The following is a 19476-nucleotide window of genomic DNA, read 5'->3' on the forward strand; positions in this document are numbered from 1 at the left end:
TATGCCTTCCCCCATAACCCTGTCGATGATCGGCATTCGCAAATCCTTTGGCGACCAGGAAGTATTAAAAGGCATATCGCTGGATGCGCGCCAGGGCGAGGTGATTTCCCTATTGGGCGCCAGCGGCTCCGGCAAAAGCACTTTTCTGCGCTGCATCAATTTGCTGGAAACGCCGGATGAAGGCACCGTGGCCATTGGCGGCGAGACCATCGTCATGAAGCGACACCGGCGCGGGCATCAGCAGCCCGCCGATCGGCGCCAGATTGATAAGATCCGCGCCCGGCTCGGCATGGTGTTCCAGAATTTTAATCTTTGGCCCCATATGACCGCGCTGCAAAATGTGATCGAAGGTCCACAGCATGTGCTGAAACGAACGCGCAAGCTCTGTATCGAACGGGGCGAACAGCTGCTGGCGAAAGTGGGGTTATATGATCGCCGCAATTATTATCCGTCCCAGATGTCCGGCGGCCAGCAGCAGCGGGTCGCCATTGCGCGCGCGCTGGCCATGGATCCGGAAGTGATGTTGTTCGATGAGCCGACTTCCGCGCTCGATCCAGAACTTGTGGGCGAGGTGCTCAAGGTCATGCGGGCGCTGGCGGAGGAGGGCCGCACCATGCTGGTGGTCACTCATGAAATGGGTTTCGCCCGCGGCGTTTCCAATCGAGTGGTGTTTATGCATCAGGGCGCTATCGAGGCGCAGGGCACGCCGGAGGAATTATTTAATCACCACCCGTCCGAACGTTTCCGGCAGTTTATCTCCAGTCATCAACAGCGGGCGCAGTAGCGAAGGCAACACGCGCATGGCGCTTTACCGGGGCGGCCTTCCGGCTATCGTTGCCCGTACACCCGGCAGGCGCGCCGTTGGGCAGCATGGCAAGCCGGTATTCCCTAGGGATGTCGGCCCACGCTAAGCCACGCCGGCATAGGGATAGGGCATTGATTAGTCATGATATTGATGTAAAAGTGAGCGATTGCAGGTAAGGTAGGAAGGCTTCTCACTACCTGAACCCATCGCCGGAGGACTTATCATGATGATTAAAGCCGTTACCCGCGCCGCTATCCTGCTCTGCGCCGCGGCAATGATGCCGTTTGCGTGGGCTGCCGCCACGCCGCAGATCAAAAGCCAGGCCCCGGGCTACTATCGGATTATGGTCGGCAATGCGGAAGTCACCGCCCTGTATGACGGCAGCTCCACCTTTCCCCTGACCCTGTTTAAAAACGCCACGCCTGAAGAATTGCAACGTTATGTCGCGCAAGTGGACGGCGACGCGCCCAAGGTGGTTAACGGATCGGTTAACAGCTTTCTGATCAATACCGGCGAACACCTGATCCTGATCGACAGCGGCGGCGGCAAACTGCTGGGCCCGGGTTTCGGTCAGGTAATGGCCAATCTGAAGGCATCTGGATACGCACCGGAGCAGGTGGACACTATTTTATTAACCCATATGCATGGCGATCATATCGGCGGGCTGGTGACCGCCGACGGCAGGCCGGCCTATCCGAACGCCACCGTCTGGGCGGCTAAGCCGGAGGTGGACTATTGGCTGTCGGCAAGCCGGGCCGCCAAGGCGCCGCAGGCGCAGCAGTTGGGTTTCCAGCGCGCGCGGGATATCCTGACGCCGTTGAAAGACGCAGGCAAACTGAAAACCTTTACCGCCGGCAAAGACCTGCTCCCCGGCCTGCAGCCCATTGCCTTGCCCGGCCATACGCCGGGACACAGCGGTTTTGTCCTGGAAGAGGGCGGGCAGCGTATTTTTTTCTGGGGCGATATCGTGCACTACTCCGCCCTGCAGTTCGCCCATCCGCAGCTGGCGGTGGGGTTTGACGCCGACGGCGCCCAGGCGGTGAAAACCCGTGCCGGCCTGTTAAAACTGATGGCGCATCAGAGAACACTGATTGCCGGCGCCCATATCACCTTTCCCGGCATCGGTTATGTCAGCGAAAACGGGCAACAGGGATACCGTTGGACGCCGGTGGGTTATGGCGAGGTACGCTAAACGCGTTGGCCGGGTTAACGCGGCGCGGCCAGGGGATCGTCGTCGAGGATAAAGCGCAGGCGCCGCTGTTCGACACGCACGCGCAGGTGACGATATTTAACCAGGTAGTACATGCCGACCAGCGCGGCGGCCAGTCCCGCGGCGGCGCCGATGCCCATTGCCCAGCGCGGGCCGAACCTGTCGGCCACCCAGCCCACCGCCGGGGCGCCGATGGGGGTGCCGCCCAGGGCGATGGCCAGGAAAATGGCCATAACGCGCCCGCGCATGGCGGGTTCGGTGGTCAGTTGCATCAGGCTGATTGCCGAGGTGGTTAACGTTTGCGCCGTCACGCCGATAAACACCAGCATGACGCTGAACAGCAGATAATTGGGCATAACGGCGGCAAGCGCCAGGCCGAGACCAAAGATGAGGGTATGGGTGAACAGCAGTGAGATGCCGGTGGTGGCGCGCCGGGCGGCGAGCAGCGCGCCGATAACCGAGCCAAATGCCATCGTCGAGGTTAACAATCCGTACTGGCTGGCGCCGGTATGAAATACGCTGACCGACATGGTGGCGATAAAAATAGGGAAATTCAGCCCGAAGGTACCCATTAAAAAGATCATCAGCAGGATGGTCTTGAGTTCCGGCCGGGCCCAGACATAACGAAATCCCCCGGCGAAGCTTCCCGGCGCGCGCATCGTCCGGTCGCGCGCATACAGTTCACCGTGACGCAGGGCATGCAGCGAGCCCAGCACGGCGATAAAGGAGGCGGCATTGATAAGAAACAGCCAGCCCGATCCCACCACGGCAATCAGTATCCCGGCAAGGGCCGGGCCGACCATGCGCGCCGTGTTGAACGAGGTGGAGTTCAACGCTACCGCATTCGGCAGGTCGGCTTGCGCCACCAGCTCGGCGACAAATGTCTGGCGCGTCGGCGCGTCGAACGCCGTGGCGCAGCCCAGTAAGAACGCAAATACATAGACGTGCCATAACTGCACCAACCCGGTCACCGTCAGGAGACCCAGTGCCAGAGCCAAGATGCCCATGGACGCCTGGGTGGCGATCAGGAGTTTTCGCCGGTCGACATAATCGGCGGCGAATCCCGTCAGGGGCAGCAGCAGGATCTGCGGGCCAAACTGCAGCGCCATCACCACCCCGACGGCGGTGGCGTTATTATGGGTAAGTTGCGTCAGCACCAGCCAGTCCTGTGCGGTGCGCTGCATCCAGGTACCGATATTGGACACCAGCGCGCCGCCGGCCCATATCCGGTAATTGACATTGCGTAATGAACGGAACATCCCCGTGGCCGTACCGCCTGGGCCGGTCATGGGCGCGGGTCGTCGACAAGGCGTTGAAGCAATGCTACCGCGTTGGCCAGTTCCCGCTGTTCCTGCGGCGAGAATTTGGACCGCACGGCCTGGAACAACCAGTCCTCCCGGGCCGCCCGATTGTCGGCAACCCACTGCCGGCAGGCGTCGGTCAATGAGAGCAAGGTCTGCCGTCCGTCGGCCGGGTCCGCCGTGGCGCCGACCAGTCCGGCCGTTTGCAGGGCGGCCACGGTGGCGCCCATGGATTGCGGGCGCATGCCCTCGCACCGGGCAAGGCCGGTGACGGTCATGGGGCCCTCGCGCTCCAGGCGGATAATAACGGCAGTTTGCGCCGGCGTCAGTCCGCCCGGCCGAGTTTCCTCGCGCAGCCGGCGTTTCAGCTGGCCGATCAGGACACGAAAATCCCTGACCAGGGTCAAGGTACGCGCGGCATCGGCATCGTTGGGTAGCAATTGGGTTTTCATAACGGAATGAATAGCAGATATACAGGTAAACTACAAAGGTATCCTTCATAAATAGTGCGCGCGGATGTTAATGCCGGTAACTTGTTATGACATTACGGCGCCCGGGTTCAGCCATGGCAACGGGTAAAGCGCAACACCTCAGCCCCTGCCGTGATCCAGGTAGCGACGACCCTGGCCGTCATCGGGGGGCGGGGTGCCGGCGGGCAGCTTGCCGAACCAGCGATAGCGATTGCGGGCGACGGCGTTATAGATGCCGTCTTTGATCACCTGCGGGAAAAAACGCAGGATCAGCAGTGCGCGCCATGGCCAGCCAAGCTCGGCCAGGGCGGCGAAAAAGGCCGTCGAGCGGGTCGATACCTCGCCGTTGGCGATATAGGCGATGGTGCTGAAGTTATCGGTGGGCAATCCGGCCCAGCGCAGAAGATCCTGGCCGGCCGGCGATTGCACCGTGGCCAGATGGATTTTTTTGCGCCGGTCGGCGCGGATCAGAAAACGCACCAGCCGCTGGCATAACACGCATTCGCCGTCAAACAGGATCACCCGCTCGCCGGCCAGCAAATGCGGCGGGGGCGTGAGGCGTTGATTGCGGATAACATAGAGCAGCGGCGCGGTTGATTTGCGTCTGGCGTTTTCCATGATGCTTACCCCCTTAAAACCGATCCCGGCGCCGCGCCACCGGGCGGCGCGGGGTGACTGCCTCCCGCCGCGCCTGCGGCGTCAGCCCTGTAAATCCTTGAGTACCGCCTGTTTGAACTGCGCCATCGGGCAGAACCCGCGGGCATCCACCGGACATCCCGCAATATGTAGAGTGACACGTTGCGGCGGCGCGGAAAGCGACAGCGCACGCGTATTGCGAATTTGCCTGGCGGTGGGATACACATATTCGATTTTCATCAGATCACGATTGTGTCGAGCGTCGTGCCAGCGCTGAAATACCACGGCGCCGCTGATGGGGGTGCGTTCAAACTGGCCCGGCAGTTGATAATCGCCGGTGCGCAGCGCCGCCAGGAGCGAGGCGATATTGGAATCATGACCTGCCAGCACCGTCAGCTTCGCCCGCTGCGCGGCCTGTTGATTGGCATCCGCCGCCGGCTGGACATCCAGGGCGCCGGCGATAAAGCTCAGCAGGGGCTTGGCCGCATTGGCGGCGATGGCCGGCGAGCCGAACAGCGTTTCGTGGTACAGGTTTTTAATTGTCTCCAACTGCCGCCATTGCTTATCGGTGGTCACTTTGCCCCAGGCGACATCCTTAAGCGGAAAGCCTTCATAATATTGCAGCATAAACGCATCGGTGGCGCCGGTGGCGGTGCGCAGCGGGCCGTTGATGCCCGGTTCCCTGCCGGTGGTCAGCGTCACCGACGACGGTTGCGCGGCAAGATCACAGGTATGGTCCCGCAGGCAGACCGTGCTTTGCCGATAATCCAATACGGTTTCCAGCAGGCGGTAGTTCGGCTGCAGCCGCTGGTTCAGGCCGTCGATGCCGCCGTCCCCCGCGTGCCGGTTAACCGAATCCAGCGCGTTTTGCTTAAAGCTATCGGTCACCTCGGCGGTGATGATCGGATTAAACGTCGGATCCATGGTGCCGACGGCGGCCTGATGGGTAACGTCAATGCCGCAGGTGGGAAAGGCGCCGGCGATAAATGCTTTTGCGGTATCAATGGTGCGCGGCAGGCTGTTGGCATAGATAAACACCTGCTGGTCCGCGGGGCAACCCTCCCTGGGAAGCAGGCCGGTTTGCGCCAGCCATTGCCGGAAATACCGGCCGACATGTTGTTCCACTTCGCCGCCCTTGGGGGTGAGCAGTCCGCCGTCGGTTTGCCATACCGGCCATTTTTGCGGCGTCGCTTCCGCCAGCGCGTCGCCATAGTTCACCAGCGGCGCGCGGATACCGTGGCGGCTGAGCGCCACCACTTGCTCCAGGGTATAACCCGCGGGGATCCGGGCGTTGTTTTCGGCTGCCCGCAGGGGGGCGGAAGACATGGCACATTGCAGCGCCAGCAGGCCAAGGGCATAACCGGGGAGTGTTCTTTTCATTGATATTTTCCTAAAAAAACCGATGCCAATTATATGCAGGTAAATATATTCTATTGAATATAAAGTATTTTCAGAATAGTCATTAATAAGGAAAATAGAGGGATCGACGTCACACTGCCGGCACCGCCCCTGACAAAAACACAAAAAGTTACTTAAACCGCCATGCTTACCGGCGTGATCCGGTATAAATTAATCTGGTCTATACTCAGGATCGGCAAAGCGTAGGCGCGCTACCACCGGCCCCGCGTTCTGTTATCCATCCCCTCTCTGTTCCCTCCCTGCCGTGCCTGCCGCTGATGCGCGTCGCATTTGTTTAATTTAAACACGGATGTCCATGTTGCGGCGGGCCACGGCGGGGAGATTTTTTTTCGGAGGAATTATGCGTTACAGTACATTCGGCAATACCGGTTTATTTGTTTCCGAGCTCTGCCTGGGCACCATGACCTTTGGCGGCGAGGGCGGCATGTGGGGACAGATCGGCAACCTGCAGCAGGCGGACGCCGAACGGCTTATCGGCCGCTCCCTGGACGCCGGCATCAATTTTATCGATACCGCCAACGTCTATTCGGAAGGCCGGTCGGAAACCATTACCGGCCAGGCCCTGAAAAACCTGAAGGTGGCGCGGGAAGACGTGGTGGTGGCCACCAAGGTCTTCGGCGCCAGCGGCACCCAGGGCGTGAATTCCTCGGGACTGTCGCGCTTTCATATTATGGAGGGCGTGAAGGCCAGCCTGAAGCGCCTGCAGCTTGATCATATCGATCTCTACCAGGTGCACGGCTTCGACCCTGCCACGCCAATCGAGGAAACGCTGTATGCCCTGGATAATCTGGTGCAGCACGGGCATGTGCGTTATATCGGCGTCTCCAACTGGAGCGCGTGGCAGATCATGAAGGCGCTGGGCATCTCCGCGCGCCTGGGATTGGCGAGGTTTGAATCGCTGCAGGCCTACTACACTATCGCCGGCCGGGACCTGGAACGGGAACTGGTGCCGTTGCTGCAAAGCGAGAAGGTCGGCCTGCTGACCTGGAGCCCCTTGGCCGGCGGCTTGCTAAGCGGCAAATACGACCGCCATACCGCCGGGGTGGAAGGCAGCCGCCGCACCACCTTTGATTTTCCGCCGGTTGATAAGGAACGCGCGTATGACTGTATTGACGTCATGCGCGAAATCGGCGATGCCAAAGGGGTGTCGGTGGCGCAGATCGCCCTGGCCTGGCTGCTGCATCAGCCGGTGGTGACCAGCGTTATCATCGGGGCGAAAAAAATCGAGCAGTTGGAAGACAATATCGCCGCCACCGCCATCACCCTGTCGCCGGATGAACTGGCCCGGCTGGATAAGGTCAGCGCCCTGCCGGCGGAATATCCCGGCTGGATGCTGGAGCGCCAGGGCGAGAATCGTCGCAAGCGCCTAAACGAGGCGAATAAAGCCTAGCGCCTCCCGCCTGGTGCAATATTTGCAGGCATCGGCGCGCGGCATATATCAATGCGCCGCGCCGATGCCAGTAAAAGGCGAATGACGGCGTGAAGCGTCTTAGGGAAGTATTTTATTAATTACTTATCTTCACACTACTTTCATTAAAACAAATATAATATTTTTATTTATGGGCTCTGATAATGAAATCACGTCATTTACAGTGTCCCGCTAGGTAATATTGAGGTTCCCCCCTGTTATAATCAATATCCCAAGGTTCTTTAATGTCCGCTGCCGGAGTTAATTATGCCGCAATGTCCCCTTGCCAGCAGAAATTGCATTGGTATTTATCACAATAAAACCGCCATTAACGTTGCGGATCAAAAATATCAGCGTCAAATCATTCGCTATTTATCCGAGCACCCCGGCGACCCGCTTAAACGCGCGCGCGCGGATCTGCTGCTGCAAAGTTTGCTATTTATAACGAATATCACGGCTCATACGTCGACCCGCATTTTGCCGCCGGTGGCGCATAAAAAGAACACACATTCGCCGGTATCGCCGGCTGCCCCGCTCGCCGCTGAACGCCAGACGGGGAACGCCGGCGATCGCCGCCATTATTGGCACGCCAGCCTTATTCTCGCCCGAACCGATGCGAAAGCGGGTGAGGGGGGCATATTGCCCGCCATGGTCAACCCGGCGTGGATAAAATCCGGCGACGCCGAAATGGGGCGCGGTGACGTAATCGCCGGCCGCTCCACGCTCGCGCGGCGCCAGCGTCGGCATGCGGCATTAAAAACCAGGCATGATCATGGCATAAACCTGCGCGGCCCGTCCGGCGTGGATGATCCGGCGGCCAATAAAGTGAAAGCGCAAACCCGCCGGATTACGGCGTGGCTGATAAAAGAACGTCTCGCCGCCGTTGACGATGTCGCCAATCATATTTACCCCTTGATCAACCGATGTATTGATTCGTTACAGGATAATCCCGGCATATTACCCAGCCTGGCCAGGGAACTGAGCAAGCCGTCGGGTGATTTTGGATCATATCGCGCGGAGCTATTATCTGAAAAACAGCAGCAGCGTATTTTCAGCCAGTGGCTGGATGCGGTGGTCTTTAAACCCGGCATCGGCGAGTTTATTGCCCGCGCCCTGGTGTGCGACAGGTCCGGCGACGATGAAAATCCCCCCTCGCGCACGGCCATAAGGCACCTATTTTCCGCCATCGAAGCTGAGCTGGCGGCCCCCGCCACGGCGCAAGAGGACGCGGCTTCCCCGGACGCGGGCCAGGCGTTAAGCCAATCCGCCCAGCGCTATATCCTGGACAATGTGGTCTTTGCCGACATGCCGACCTTGCGGTTTTATAACGAAACCGCGCCTTTTGCCGGCATGGATGTTGGCAGCGTGGAATGGGTCTATTTGCATGCCGGGCTGCGTTATGCCGACAGCCTGGCGCTGGACGGTTCTCTCCTGTCGAAAGAAGAATTGCTCCAGCTAGGGTATTCGCTGGAAGAGATGCTAAGCGCCGCGGTGATTGATGCCGAAGTGTTGTTTTTATTTGACGCGCCGGCCAGGATTTTTTATAGCCGGCAACAAAGGTTGCCGGCGACAGAACGGCAGGTGGAAAATATCTTCCATGGGACGAATGCCTCCTCTGTTGCCCTCGAGGCGTTCTTTGCCGCCGGCGAAAAATATAAAAACGACCATAATCCGGCGGAAATTTTACTCTCGGCGCTGGGGAAATACCAAACCCGTACCGCATTGTCGCCGGATTTGGCGCAGGCTACGGCGCTGTTCCAGAGTCAAAATGAGGATATTGCCGCTAAATACGCCGTGGTGGACGCATTAATGCTGTCGCGGTTGCTGGAGGATCGGGCGTCGGTGGCGTCTGAATTTATCGCCGGCGCAGCGGTGAGGTTAATATCGGCAAAATTCAGCGCCTTTAAAAGCCTGAAGCATCTCATGGGCGCAAGGCATATTCCCCGACACGCTTATTCCATCGCGCTATTGCCCGAGGTAGACCTGCTGGCCGCGTCCGTGGGGAGCGAAATACGGATTTTTGCCCTGCGACCCTCGCAGGCGGGTTATAGCCTTGAGCGCGTGGATAAGATAACGGCACATTATTATGCGCTGATGACGGACCCCACGACGGCGAGAAAAGATCCGGACTATCAGTTGGAAATTTATGAGAAGGCCGTCAATGCGCCGCTGATGAAAAGTGCCGGCGATACGCTGGGGCCGTTGATCGAAAATTTGGTCATGCGGCATAAGCAGCGGCTGATGGACCAATTGCATCAATTCGGTTTTGAAGAAACGTCATGGGAAAAAACACAAAAGTTCCTGCTGTCACTGGTTCCGTTTCATGATTGCTTAACGGGACTCGAGGAAGGGCGCAGGGAGGCGATCATCCCCTGCCTGACGGACGCGTTTTCCCTGGTTCCCCTGGCTGGGCAGGGCGTGGCGCTATCGGCCCGATTTGCACAACGCGGCGCCATGGGCGGCATAGTTGCCCTGCGCGCCAGCCTCGGCGCCCTGGTTGTGCGCGCGTCATTCAGGGAAACGCTGCGCCGGGCCGGAACGGATGTCGTCCACTTCGCCGTGCTGCCGGCGTCGCGCGAGCTGAACCGCCAGGCCATGATTTCGCTTGGCCTGACGGCCATCAGGGCCATGGATCCCGGCGTTGAACTGGCGGGCTTCGCCGGCGCCCGGACGTTTAAACAGCTGGTCTCCATCGCCGAATTCATGAACGGCCGACTACCGGTATGGCAAAAAATACGCCTGGGGCTTGAACAGCGTCTACCGCCGGTAATGGCGCCGCCCGCTACACCGGTAATAATGGCTCGGCTGGCGGGGCTGGACAAGGAACTGCCGGTGGTAAAACTCGGGGGCGATAAGCTGGCGGGCCAGGACGTTTATGTCCGTTTTAATCCCGAGACCGGCGAAGCCTTCGGCAAAAAATACCAGTTGGCCCTTGGCAATATATTGCAGGCGATACCTTTGCCCATGGCCAAACGGTTGCGAAACATTCTGGAGCAGGGTATGGGCGGGCGGGGCGCGCCGGGGGCGGGGAAAGCATTCGCCGCCGCATCTTCCGGCCAGCCCTATGCCTGGGTCACGGCCCAACACCTGGCGGCATGGGTGGAAAACGCCATCGGTCCATTACCGACCACTACCCTGGCCCTTATCGCGCGGTGGCGCATTTCTGTGCGCCAATGGCGGGGCTATGTAAGCCCGGACGGGGTATTAACGGCCCGGGGGCGCGAGATGTTGCAAAACGCCGCGCCGGTGACATGGCGTCGCATTCTTGACCTGCCGCTTGCTATGCAACAGCGTATCCTGGGTCCTTCCTACCCGGGGACATTAAGCCATACCGGCCTTGCTTCTCCTGCAGCGGATAACGCTCATCGCGTCCCGGCGCTTTTTCCCCGGCAATCCGATTTGCTCCTGGCAAAAGAACATGCCCATTTCAATGACATATGGCATCGATGGGCAGCCGGCGGGAGCAGCCACGAACAGCGCGGCAATGCGGTGGTAACATTGCAGTTCTGCCTGCGAGATAACCTGAAGGAACTTGATTTAAGGGGGTTGGGCCTGAGGTCTTTACCCACGGCATTACCGCCACAGGTGGTGAAACTGAAGCTTAGCCACAATGAGCTGCGACACTTTCAAGGCGTTCCGCTGCCCAATTTAACGCACCTGGATATCAGCCATAATCGTTTTAGCCTGTTACCCCGGGTGCAGGCGGATAAGCTGGAAACCCTTATCGTCCATCACAACCAGTTACAAAAACTTCCCGCCACGCAGGCGCCGAACTTGTCCGAACTTGACGTCAGCTATAACGAGATTAATATGGTCAACCTGATTAGCCATGGGAAATTGATGTCGTTAAAACTTAATAATAATGAATTAACCACGTTACCCGACATTAGCCAGCTGAAATTAAAAAGTCTTTACCTGGACCATAATTTTCTGACCGAGTTGCCCCGGTTACCGGAGACGTTAACTATTTTCAGCGCCGCGAATAATATTTTAGCGCAGGGAATGGCGGTAGTACCGCACAAATTAACCAATCTGGATCTTAGCTTTAATTTAATCAACAAAATACCCCAGCAATGGCAGTTCAGCCAGTTGTTGCATCTGAAACTCAATAACAACCAGATAAGTGATATACAGCGGCTATTGCCGCCAACGCTGATTACCTTGTCGGCAAACCACAACTTTATCATGGAACTGCCGCCAACCTGGCCACCTAAAATAAGGTCTATCGGGCTACAGCATAATGATATCACCACGTTGGCAAACACCCACTTCCCGCCCGGGCTGCGGCTGATCAACCTGAACCAAAACCATATCCAGTCCCTGTCTGAAAACTTGCCCGCCGGCATAAAAAAGATTTTCATCGCCGACAATAAATTGAAAGCCATTATGACCAACGTGCCGCGTGACCTGGAGCTTATCGACGTTAGCAAGAATATAATTAAGCAGCGCCCCGCGCATTTGCCCGTCGAGGTGGAATTTATCAATACCCCTTAGCGGCAGGGCGTGCGCCTCTATTTTATCGCGCCCTGCGCTGTTTCCCAGCCCCCGCCCAACGCCCGGAACAGCATCACCTGATCGTCGGCCAGTTGCGCCTGAGACTGCGCCAGGGCGGCGTCGCTGTCGGCCAGGCTGCGTTCCGCGTCCAGTACATCCAGATAGCCTATTTTGCCGCTGGCGTACAGCCGGCGGGTTTTTTCCGCCACGTCACGGGTTTCTTTACCCGCAGCGCGCAGCGCCTGGTAGCGGTCCAGTTCCCGGGCGTAGTTATTCAGGGCGGTCTCCACTTCCCGCAGCGCGGTCAGGACGGAACCGTCAAAGCGGGCCAGACTGGCTTTTGTGGCCGCCTGGGACTGGGCGATGCGCGCCTGCGCCACGCCATTATTGGGGATCGTCCAGGAAATCAGCGGTCCAAGGCTCCAGCCATAGGTATCTTTTTCGCCGATGCCGTTCATCAAGCCGGCGGAGCTGCCCGCCAGGCCCAGGGTGATTTTGGGATAGAGATCGGCCATCGCCACGCCGACCCGGGCGGTGGCGGAGGCCAACTGACGCTCGTTCTGGCGGATATCCGGACGGCGGCGCAGGAGCGCGGCGCCGTCCCCCATCGGGATAAGCCGGCTGAGGCGGGGCGGCGTCACGCAGTCGGCGACATCACGCGGAAAATCCTGCGGCAGCGCCCCGGTAAGGGTGGCCAGACGGTAGAGCGCGTTCTGGCGCTGGGCCAGCAGGGGCGGCAGGGTAGCCGTGAGCTGTTGCAACTGCGCGCGGGCGCGTACGGTATCCAGTTCACCGGTGCGGCCCGCCTGTAGCAGCCGGCCGGTTAACGCCACCGATTGACGCTGCAGGTCGATAGAACGCCGGGCGGTTTGCAGCCGCAGGCCGGTGGCGCAGATCTCGGCATAGGCGCGGGCGGTGTTCGCCGCCACGTTGATTCTGACCAGATCAAGGGCCGCCCGGGCCGCCTCGCTGTCGGCGTTGGCGGCCTCGATGGCGCGCTGGATCTGGCCGAACAAATCCAGCTGATAGGACAAGTTCAGGCCGCTGTCGTAGTGCCAGGCGTTATCCGGCACATAACCCGGCTGCAATTCGGACAGCCCGGACGGATGGCCGTAATAAGGCCTGGCGTTAACACCGAGCGTGGGATTTTGCGCGCTGCCGGCTTCCCCGAGCAAGGCCTGCTCCCGCTCAAGATTGGCCATGGCGACACGCAGATCGGTATTACGCGCCAGCGCCTGGGCCACCAGGCGGTCAAGCCTGGCATCCCGGTAAAGCTGCCACCAGCGGTCCGGCAGCGGTTGGGCGCTGGCCGGCGCGGCTCCGGCCTGCGCCGGGGCGTTCGTTTTTTCATCCACCAGCGGCAGGCTGCCGGCGCGGGTGACCAGCGTTGATGCGGGAGCCCGGTAGTCCGGCCCGACCGGTTGTAACGAGCAGGCGTTCAGGCCGGCCAGGGCCAGCACTATGGCGCAGGCCGGCCCGAACGGAAATTTTTGATATCCGGCAATCATGGCTTGCATCGGCATGGCTAGCGTCCTTGCGCGACGGGATGGAGGTTAATGATGCCGCTGGACGACCCCGCCACCTCCACGGTAACCGTCTCGCCAGCCACCAGCCGCTGATCCGGCGCTAAAGCGCCGATTTTCACCCGTACGGGGATACGCTGCGCCAGCCTTACCCAGTTAAAGGTCGGGTTCACGCTGGGCAGCAGGTTATCGCCGGTCAGCCGATCGCGTTCGGCAATGCCGGCGGCGATGCTTTCCACCGTACCCTTGAACGGCCCATTGCCGCCCATGGGGATAACCCGGACCGGATCGCCAAGGTGAATGCGCGGCAGCTTGGTTTCCTCAAAATAACCCTCGACGTAAAACGATCCGGTATCCACCAGCGCCATCACCGGTTTGCCGGTGGTGGCATAGCTGCCCTGGCGCAGATCAAGATTGGTCACCATGCCGTCGACCGGCGAACGCACCTGGGCCCGCTGCAGGTTCAGCCGGGCGCTGTCCAGCGCGACCTCGGCCTGGGCCAGGGCGTTTTGCGCCTGGTCGAGCTGGGTGCGGGTGCGTTCCCGTTCCTCCTGCGGGATCAGCGTGCCCAACTGGGCATTGCGCTTGTCCTCGCGCTGGGCCTGGGCGATGGCGATGCGCTGGGAGTTAAGGCCGACTTCCGCCTGCCGCACCGCCAGTTCATAGCGGCTGCGATCCACCACGAATAACAATGCGCCGGCCGCCACGCGCTGGTTATCATGCACCGCCACCTCGGTCACCAGGCCGGAAACATCCGGCGCGATGGGCACCACGTTGGCGCGCACCCGGCCGTCCCGGGTCCAGGGGGCCAGTTCATAATGATCCCATAGCTGCAATACCGCCCAAATGGCCGCCAGCGTCACCAGCAGGGTAATCAATACGCGGATCGCTTGCCGCGAACGTAAGGCAAAAGTGTCGGATTTCATCGTAGGTTATCGCTGCAAAAGATACGTGACATGGGTAATCCCATAAAGTAAAAGGAAATAAACGGCGATATCGAACAAGGCCGGATGCCAGACCCAGCGATAAAAACCGCCCATCGCCAGCAGGCGCCGTACCGCCCAGAATAGCCCCAGCGCGGCCAGTGCCAGCACCATCAGCCAGGGGAAAAAGAGACCATAAAAACTGGCTTCGCCAATCATGGCGCCTCCTCCTTAACGTTCAGGGCGACGGGGGCGTCGGGGAACAGGTTATTGCGCAGCCCCACCAGGGCGGAAATGGCGCTGCGCCACTGCGGGGTGGGTTCCGGCATGTCGAGCATCGTGCCCAGCGCCTGGTCGACGGCACGATGCAACGACACGGCGGGCAGGTTTTCCGCCGAGCGGAACAACTGGGACAACTGGGCGAGCAGCGCGCCGAAGTCCACCGCCGGAAAATGCCGCCGCGCCTGCTGCAGCGCGATGATATTCACCCCCAGGCGCAGATCGCGCAGGGTTTCCCTGGCGACGCTATGGTGCCGGTTGGTTTCGCCCTGGGCGATGCGCGTCACCAGCAGGCCGATGCGATCGATCATCCTGACGGCAAAAATTTGCAGCTGCTGCGCTTTTACGCCCCTGGCCATCGCCACCAGGTCGCGGCGTATTGCCCGGCGGATACGGCGCGCGCTCCAGTCGGCGCCGACAGAGCGAAATAACCGGGTTACCCGCGCCGCCACGAAGGTTCCCAATAACTGGGCGGTGGTGCTGTTGATAAAGCTGGTGACGTCCGCATGGGCGGTATCATGCAGCGACAGGGTGCCCGCCACGCCGAACAGCAGCGGCAGCGCCACCATAAGCAGGGCCGGGCGGGCGCTGTAGCAGCCCAGCACCAGGAACAGCGGCGCGCATATCAGTACCAGCATGCCGAAGTCATGTACCGCGGGCAGCAGCACCAGAATATAAATCGCCGATATGGGAGCCGACAGGAAGGTGTATTTAAGGAAATTATTGATGGCGGGCACCGGATCGTCCATGACGGCGAAAAAGCTGCAAAACACCGCCGCCATCATGGCCGCGGTGGCGCCGTCGGCCCAGCCGATTTGGATCCAGAACACGCAACACAGGCCGATGGCGATAAAGGCCGCCAGCGACGAAAGCAGCGCCATGCCCAGATCCCGATGCAGCACCCGGTTGCCGACGGCGGCCAGGCGGCGCCTGGGCATGACGCCGAGCCGCATGGCGGTGGCGATATCCTGGCGCAGCACTATGCACTCCTGCCATTTCATCACCAGTTCTTCCAGGTAGCTGACCAGCGAAATGCGCAACGCCCGCGACCACGGGCTGTGATTACCGCCGGATTCCAGCCGTGTTGCCGATTCCCTCAGCGCCAGGCGCTGGTCGTGATACTCCGCCGGGGTGAGCCGGACCTCGACGCCGGCCATTAGCGGTTCGTTGGCCGCCAGCCAGGCGCTGATTTGCCGTTGCACCGCCAGCACATCGGGGCTCCAGCCGCCTTCCGCCCGATACAGCGCCTGCAGGCGATCCTCCACCCCGGAGAGCGTGGGGATCAGTTCCGCCACCCGGTCCTGCATGGTACGCATAGCGCCCGTCGTCCAGGCCAGATTGCCGGTATCAAACGGGATATGGGTGGCCAGCAGCCGCAGTTGGGTAATATCCACCGACAGGCGCAGGCGCGCCGCGGAAGTGGCGCCGTCCTCCCCTGCGGTGGGGGGAAGCGGCGCCGGGGCGGAAAAAATATCCTTCAGCCAGCGCCGGGTATCGGTTAAGGTTTTGTCCAGCAGGCCCATGACGCTGCCCGTCAAGCCTGCCGGCAGCACCACGCTGTGTACCAGGGTGGCGCATAAAATCCCCAGGCAGATTTCCTCCACCCGGGTGATGGCGGTATTAAAGATCAAATCCGGGGTCTGTACCGATGGAAAACCGATCAGCGCCGCCGTGTAGCCGGCCAGCATAAAGGCGTAGGAGCGCGGGGTTCTGTCGAGCAGGGAAATAAACAGGCAGACGCTGACCCACAGCGCCATGGCCAGCACCAGCAGCACCGGCGCGTTGGACAGGGCGGGAATGATAAATACCGTGGCGGTGCTGCCGATAAACGTGCCGCACAGGCGGTAGACCGCCTTCGATCGCACCATGCCGGCCAGCGGCTGGCTGACCACATAGACCGTCATCATCGACCAGAAGGTATTGGGCAGCCCGGCGCGGCTGGACAAATAGAGTGCCATCATCGCCGCCGTAAAGCTTTTCAGCGAATAAATCATTTCCGCGCGGGAAAACAGCCTCAAGGCAGGCAACGTCATGGTCATCAGGCCGGCGTGTTGATTAGCGCGTCGTCCAGGGACGAAGATCCGTTGATACCCAGCCGCCGTTCCAGCAGGCAAAAAGTCCGCAGGCATGCGTCAATGTCCGCCTGCGGCACGTCCTCGAACAGCGTGGCGCGAAAGTCGTTCAGCATCGCCTCGATCCGTATCTGGATAGCGCTGCCCGCCGGCGTCAGGTGCAGAACCTTGGCGCGCTTGTCCACCAGGTCGTCCTGGCGCAACACCAGCCCGGCATCCACCAGTTGGTTGAGTGAGCGCACCAGGGAGGGGCCCTCGATCCCTAGTTCTTCCGACAGCCCGCCGGGACGTATCCCTTCGGGATGACGGCCTATCAGCACCAGCGGCCAGGCCATGGCGGAGGAGAGTCCCAGCGGCGCGACCAGTTTATCCGCCTTGGCCCGATAGGCCCGTTGTAGCTGGCCCAGGGCCATGGTCATCGCCATCAGCGCCTGCGCGCGGGTTTTCGGCATAGTCATCGCTATCGTTAGTATGTAATTAGGTAGTTTGCTAACTATATGGTGATCAGGGGCATGCGTCAACGGATCGGCCGCTTTTCGTTATGCAGTCTTTGCCGATTCGGGACTAGGTTTATTACCCATACATAGTGATCATAGCTATCCACTAACGCGTTGTTGCGTACTGATAAGGATGACTACGCCATGCCAGATCCGTTATTAACCGGCCATGTATTGGGAGAGGCGGCCTGCCTGCACGCCGTTGATGATGGGCCGCCGGAAACGCCTCGCTTTTCGCTTGATCATTTTATCCTGAAGACCTATGTGCAGCCCTGCCGCTACGGCGCATATCGCTTTTATCACGGCATGCGCTGGTTTGAACATGCCGATACCGCTTCCCTTAGCGCGCGCATCCATTTTACCCGCTGTCTGGTCGATCGCATCATTGCCATGGACTTGCCCAGGCAACAGCCGCTAACCCTGATTTCACTGGGTGCCGGCGGACTTTTGGCGGAATATGTCATCAGCCGGTTATTAACCGATAAGGGATTTACGCATCTTCGCTGGCGCTGCATCGACGTTATGTATGCCCATGAGGATTTTGCCGACGCCATCAGGGTTTTCCGTGAATGCACCGGCTCTTGCATCGAGACTTTTTCCACCGAGCGGGCGTATCTTGATCCTATGGCGGGCGCGGGGGCTTGGGCGGCAGGCGACAGGGACGACGGCGCCGCCATTGTGCTGTCCATGGCGCCGCCGGCGATAGCGATGAAAGATTTGACGCCGTCGCAGGAAAAACAATTGGCGGGCCAGGTCTGCATGCGCGGGCATATTACCGAAGAGCTGGAAGAAGCCAACTGTGTGAATATTATTTTCGCACTAAACAATAATATAGACAGCTATTATCAAGAATTAACGGCTGTGCTCAAAGGCAGTAATAAACTTATCTGGCTTAATTGTATACTAAAATGCTCTGTGAATGACCAAGGGCATTATGATATGGTCTCCAGCGCTGATACATACGCCGATGTCATTTATAACAGGCTGACAACGCAATTACATCAGCTCTGGAAAAGCGCGCGCCTTCGCACCGCCGGGGCGCCGGGCGATGCCGTCCCCGTGCTTAGCCTGTCGCAGATCATTATAGCGGCGGGGTTGCTAAGGACACGATGGCCGCCATTAAGGGTCATCCACAAGCTGTTTTTATTCAACGATTATGATATCGCGTTGAGCGGGCTGCGCGCCTTTTTTCGCGACGGCAGCCGGTCAACGTTATTTGCTTCTTTTGAGAATAATACCGCGGAGTTTGCCTAAGCGATCGGCAATGGCCGGGTTTAGATATAGACCCGCAAATACTCCGTCAGGCACAATATGGCCATGGCCTGGCCGTAGGGCATGGACGTCAGGGGGATCTGGCGGTAATATTCCAGCTCGCTGCCCATCGCCGTGCCGAACGACACATCGGTCAACTCGCCGTCCTGGTTTATGCGGCCGATGACGCCGCGCACCGCGTTTTCCGCCATTGCCCGGTAGCGCGGGTCGATGTAGCGTTTGCGCAGCGCCTTCAGTATGCCATAGGCAAAACCGGCGGTGGCTGAGCTTTCAAGGTACGACTGCGGCTCATCAAGCAGCGTATGCCACAGGCCGCTCTCATCCTGGCATTTTTCCAGGGCGTCGATTTGGCTGGTCAGTACCTCGAGCAGATAGCGGCGCGTGGGGTCCTGTTCCGGCAAATCCAGCAACTCGATAAATTCCGGAATGGCCACCGTCAGCCAGCTGTTGCCGCGCGCCCAGCGCGCACGGGCAAAATTATGCCGGCCGGCGAAACTCCAGCCGTGAAACCACAGCCCGGTTTCCCGATCCATCAGGTACTGGATATGCAGTAAAAATTGATAGGTTGCTTCCGCCACGAACTCCGGCCGGTTGAGCAATTTGCCGATTTTCGCCAGGGGCAGCACGCTCATCATCAGCGTATCGTCCCACAACTGCTGATGGTTTTCATTGTTATAGACGATATGCTGCAACCCGTTTTTTTCGGTGCGCGGCATCTCGTACATCACCCATTCCGCCCAGCGCTCCAGGTAAGGGCGCCAGGCTGGATTGCCGGTATCCTCATAGCGGTAGGCCAGCGTCAGCAGCGGACACACCGTGTTCACGTTTTTGGTGGGCGTGCCCTCCGCCAGCCTGGCGGCGAACCAGTCGTCGATAATCCCCCGCATCCGGTCGTCGCCGGTTTGCTGGTAGTATTGATAAATGCCGTACAGGCCGATGCCGTGCGTCCATTCCCACCCGGCCCATCCCTTGGTGTCGATGACCCGTCCGTCGTCGAGGCGCAGTAAAAACTCGCCGGTGCGATCCTCGATATTGATCAGGTTATCGGTCACTTTGCCGATCAACCCTTTTAACCGGTCGCGGGGTAACAGATATTCAGGCTGCCGGAGCAACGGGCTGTGTTTTACGCTAAAGATAGTCATGTATGTCGTCCTGCCGATGTCTTTA

General features: G+C 59.7%; 15 protein-coding genes. 5 read left to right on the plus strand and 10 right to left on the minus strand.

Going from position 1 to position 19476, the window contains the following annotated elements; genetic code table 11:
- The first annotated feature begins 1 nt into the window (after position 1).
- Entirely contained in the window at positions 2-784 is a 783-nt protein-coding gene (locus ACL2XQ_RS02085; RefSeq protein WP_410012315.1) for an ABC transporter ATP-binding protein, read from the plus strand.
- Positions 785-1028: 244 nt separating this feature from the next.
- Positions 1029-1997, plus strand: coding sequence for an MBL fold metallo-hydrolase (locus tag ACL2XQ_RS02090; RefSeq protein WP_413740015.1), 969 nt, complete (start codon positions 1029-1031; stop codon positions 1995-1997).
- A gap of 14 nt (positions 1998-2011) precedes the next feature.
- Here the strand turns inward: ACL2XQ_RS02090 and ACL2XQ_RS02095 are convergent, their stop codons facing one another.
- The 4 genes from ACL2XQ_RS02095 to agp form a co-directional block, all read right to left on the minus strand.
- Positions 2012-3274 carry an MFS transporter gene (locus ACL2XQ_RS02095; RefSeq protein WP_413740016.1) on the minus strand — a complete coding sequence of 421 codons (1263 nt, stop codon included), beginning with the start codon at positions 3272-3274 and terminating at the stop codon, positions 2012-2014.
- 26 nt (positions 3275-3300) lie between these two features.
- Positions 3301-3768, minus strand: a complete 468-nt coding sequence (locus ACL2XQ_RS02100; protein ID WP_410012312.1) for a MarR family winged helix-turn-helix transcriptional regulator — start codon at positions 3766-3768, stop codon at positions 3301-3303.
- Positions 3769-3906: 138 nt separating this feature from the next.
- Complete coding sequence (locus tag ACL2XQ_RS02105; protein ID WP_410012311.1) at positions 3907-4404, minus strand: thiol-disulfide oxidoreductase DCC family protein; 498 nt, start codon at positions 4402-4404, stop codon at positions 3907-3909.
- 81 nt (positions 4405-4485) lie between these two features.
- On the minus strand, positions 4486-5802 hold the full coding sequence (gene agp / locus ACL2XQ_RS02110; protein ID WP_413740017.1) for a bifunctional glucose-1-phosphatase/inositol phosphatase: 1317 nt from the start codon (positions 5800-5802) through the stop codon (positions 4486-4488).
- A 379-nt stretch (positions 5803-6181) separates the two neighbouring features.
- Between agp and ACL2XQ_RS02115 the strand changes: the two genes are divergently transcribed.
- The gene (locus tag ACL2XQ_RS02115) at positions 6182-7231 is read left to right on the plus strand and encodes an aldo/keto reductase (RefSeq protein ID WP_410012308.1); all 1050 of its coding nucleotides are present in this window, start codon (positions 6182-6184) and stop codon (positions 7229-7231) included.
- A gap of 285 nt (positions 7232-7516) precedes the next feature.
- Positions 7517-11743: a hypothetical protein gene (locus tag ACL2XQ_RS02120; protein WP_413740018.1), complete on the plus strand. Its 4227-nt coding sequence runs from the start codon at positions 7517-7519 to the stop codon at positions 11741-11743.
- A gap of 17 nt (positions 11744-11760) precedes the next feature.
- Here ACL2XQ_RS02120 and ACL2XQ_RS02125 read toward each other — a convergent pair whose 3' ends face one another.
- From ACL2XQ_RS02125 to ACL2XQ_RS02145, 5 genes are read right to left on the minus strand one after another with little or no spacing between them, the layout of a single operon-like run.
- Complete coding sequence (locus ACL2XQ_RS02125; RefSeq protein ID WP_413740019.1) at positions 11761-13266, minus strand: efflux transporter outer membrane subunit; 1506 nt, start codon at positions 13264-13266, stop codon at positions 11761-11763.
- Between the two features lie 2 nt (positions 13267-13268).
- Complete coding sequence (locus ACL2XQ_RS02130) at positions 13269-14192, minus strand: efflux RND transporter periplasmic adaptor subunit (RefSeq protein ID WP_410012305.1); 924 nt, start codon at positions 14190-14192, stop codon at positions 13269-13271.
- Positions 14193-14198: 6 nt separating this feature from the next.
- Positions 14199-14408: a DUF1656 domain-containing protein gene (locus ACL2XQ_RS02135; protein WP_410012304.1), complete on the minus strand. Its 210-nt coding sequence runs from the start codon at positions 14406-14408 to the stop codon at positions 14199-14201.
- Complete coding sequence (locus tag ACL2XQ_RS02140) at positions 14405-16501, minus strand: FUSC family protein (RefSeq protein WP_413740020.1); 2097 nt, start codon at positions 16499-16501, stop codon at positions 14405-14407. The genes ACL2XQ_RS02135 and ACL2XQ_RS02140 overlap by 4 nt, the downstream gene beginning before the upstream one ends.
- 5 nt (positions 16502-16506) lie before the next feature.
- Complete coding sequence (locus ACL2XQ_RS02145) at positions 16507-16992, minus strand: MarR family winged helix-turn-helix transcriptional regulator (protein WP_410012302.1); 486 nt, start codon at positions 16990-16992, stop codon at positions 16507-16509.
- A gap of 189 nt (positions 16993-17181) precedes the next feature.
- Between ACL2XQ_RS02145 and ACL2XQ_RS02150 the strand changes: the two genes are divergently transcribed.
- Positions 17182-18291: a hypothetical protein gene (locus ACL2XQ_RS02150; protein ID WP_413740021.1), complete on the plus strand. Its 1110-nt coding sequence runs from the start codon at positions 17182-17184 to the stop codon at positions 18289-18291.
- A 20-nt stretch (positions 18292-18311) separates the two neighbouring features.
- Here the strand turns inward: ACL2XQ_RS02150 and ACL2XQ_RS02155 are convergent, their stop codons facing one another.
- Complete coding sequence (locus tag ACL2XQ_RS02155; RefSeq protein WP_413727240.1) at positions 18312-19451, minus strand: glycoside hydrolase family 88/105 protein; 1140 nt, start codon at positions 19449-19451, stop codon at positions 18312-18314.
- Positions 19452-19476 lie beyond the last annotated feature (25 nt).

This window comes from Sodalis sp. RH14 (assembly GCF_047324285.1).
GTDB lineage: Bacteria > Pseudomonadota > Gammaproteobacteria > Enterobacterales > Enterobacteriaceae > Acerihabitans.

Coding starts and splice junctions, on each gene's coding strand:
- ACL2XQ_RS02085 (WP_410012315.1), top strand. CDS start 2: ATGCCTTCCCCCATAACCCTGTCGATGATCGGCATTCGCAAATCCTTT.
- ACL2XQ_RS02100 (WP_410012312.1), bottom strand. CDS start 3,768: ATGAAAACCCAATTGCTACCCAACGATGCCGATGCCGCGCGTACCTTG.
- ACL2XQ_RS02090 (WP_413740015.1), top strand. CDS start 1,029: ATGATGATTAAAGCCGTTACCCGCGCCGCTATCCTGCTCTGCGCCGCG.
- ACL2XQ_RS02155 (WP_413727240.1), bottom strand. CDS start 19,451: ATGACTATCTTTAGCGTAAAACACAGCCCGTTGCTCCGGCAGCCTGAA.
- ACL2XQ_RS02115 (WP_410012308.1), top strand. CDS start 6,182: ATGCGTTACAGTACATTCGGCAATACCGGTTTATTTGTTTCCGAGCTC.
- ACL2XQ_RS02150 (WP_413740021.1), top strand. CDS start 17,182: ATGCCAGATCCGTTATTAACCGGCCATGTATTGGGAGAGGCGGCCTGC.
- agp (WP_413740017.1), bottom strand. CDS start 5,802: ATGAAAAGAACACTCCCCGGTTATGCCCTTGGCCTGCTGGCGCTGCAA.
- ACL2XQ_RS02130 (WP_410012305.1), bottom strand. CDS start 14,192: ATGAAATCCGACACTTTTGCCTTACGTTCGCGGCAAGCGATCCGCGTA.
- ACL2XQ_RS02145 (WP_410012302.1), bottom strand. CDS start 16,992: ATGCCGAAAACCCGCGCGCAGGCGCTGATGGCGATGACCATGGCCCTG.
- ACL2XQ_RS02140 (WP_413740020.1), bottom strand. CDS start 16,501: ATGACGTTGCCTGCCTTGAGGCTGTTTTCCCGCGCGGAAATGATTTAT.
- ACL2XQ_RS02105 (WP_410012311.1), bottom strand. CDS start 4,404: ATGGAAAACGCCAGACGCAAATCAACCGCGCCGCTGCTCTATGTTATC.
- ACL2XQ_RS02095 (WP_413740016.1), bottom strand. CDS start 3,274: ATGTTCCGTTCATTACGCAATGTCAATTACCGGATATGGGCCGGCGGC.
- ACL2XQ_RS02125 (WP_413740019.1), bottom strand. CDS start 13,266: ATGCCGATGCAAGCCATGATTGCCGGATATCAAAAATTTCCGTTCGGG.
- ACL2XQ_RS02135 (WP_410012304.1), bottom strand. CDS start 14,408: ATGATTGGCGAAGCCAGTTTTTATGGTCTCTTTTTCCCCTGGCTGATG.
- ACL2XQ_RS02120 (WP_413740018.1), top strand. CDS start 7,517: ATGCCGCAATGTCCCCTTGCCAGCAGAAATTGCATTGGTATTTATCAC.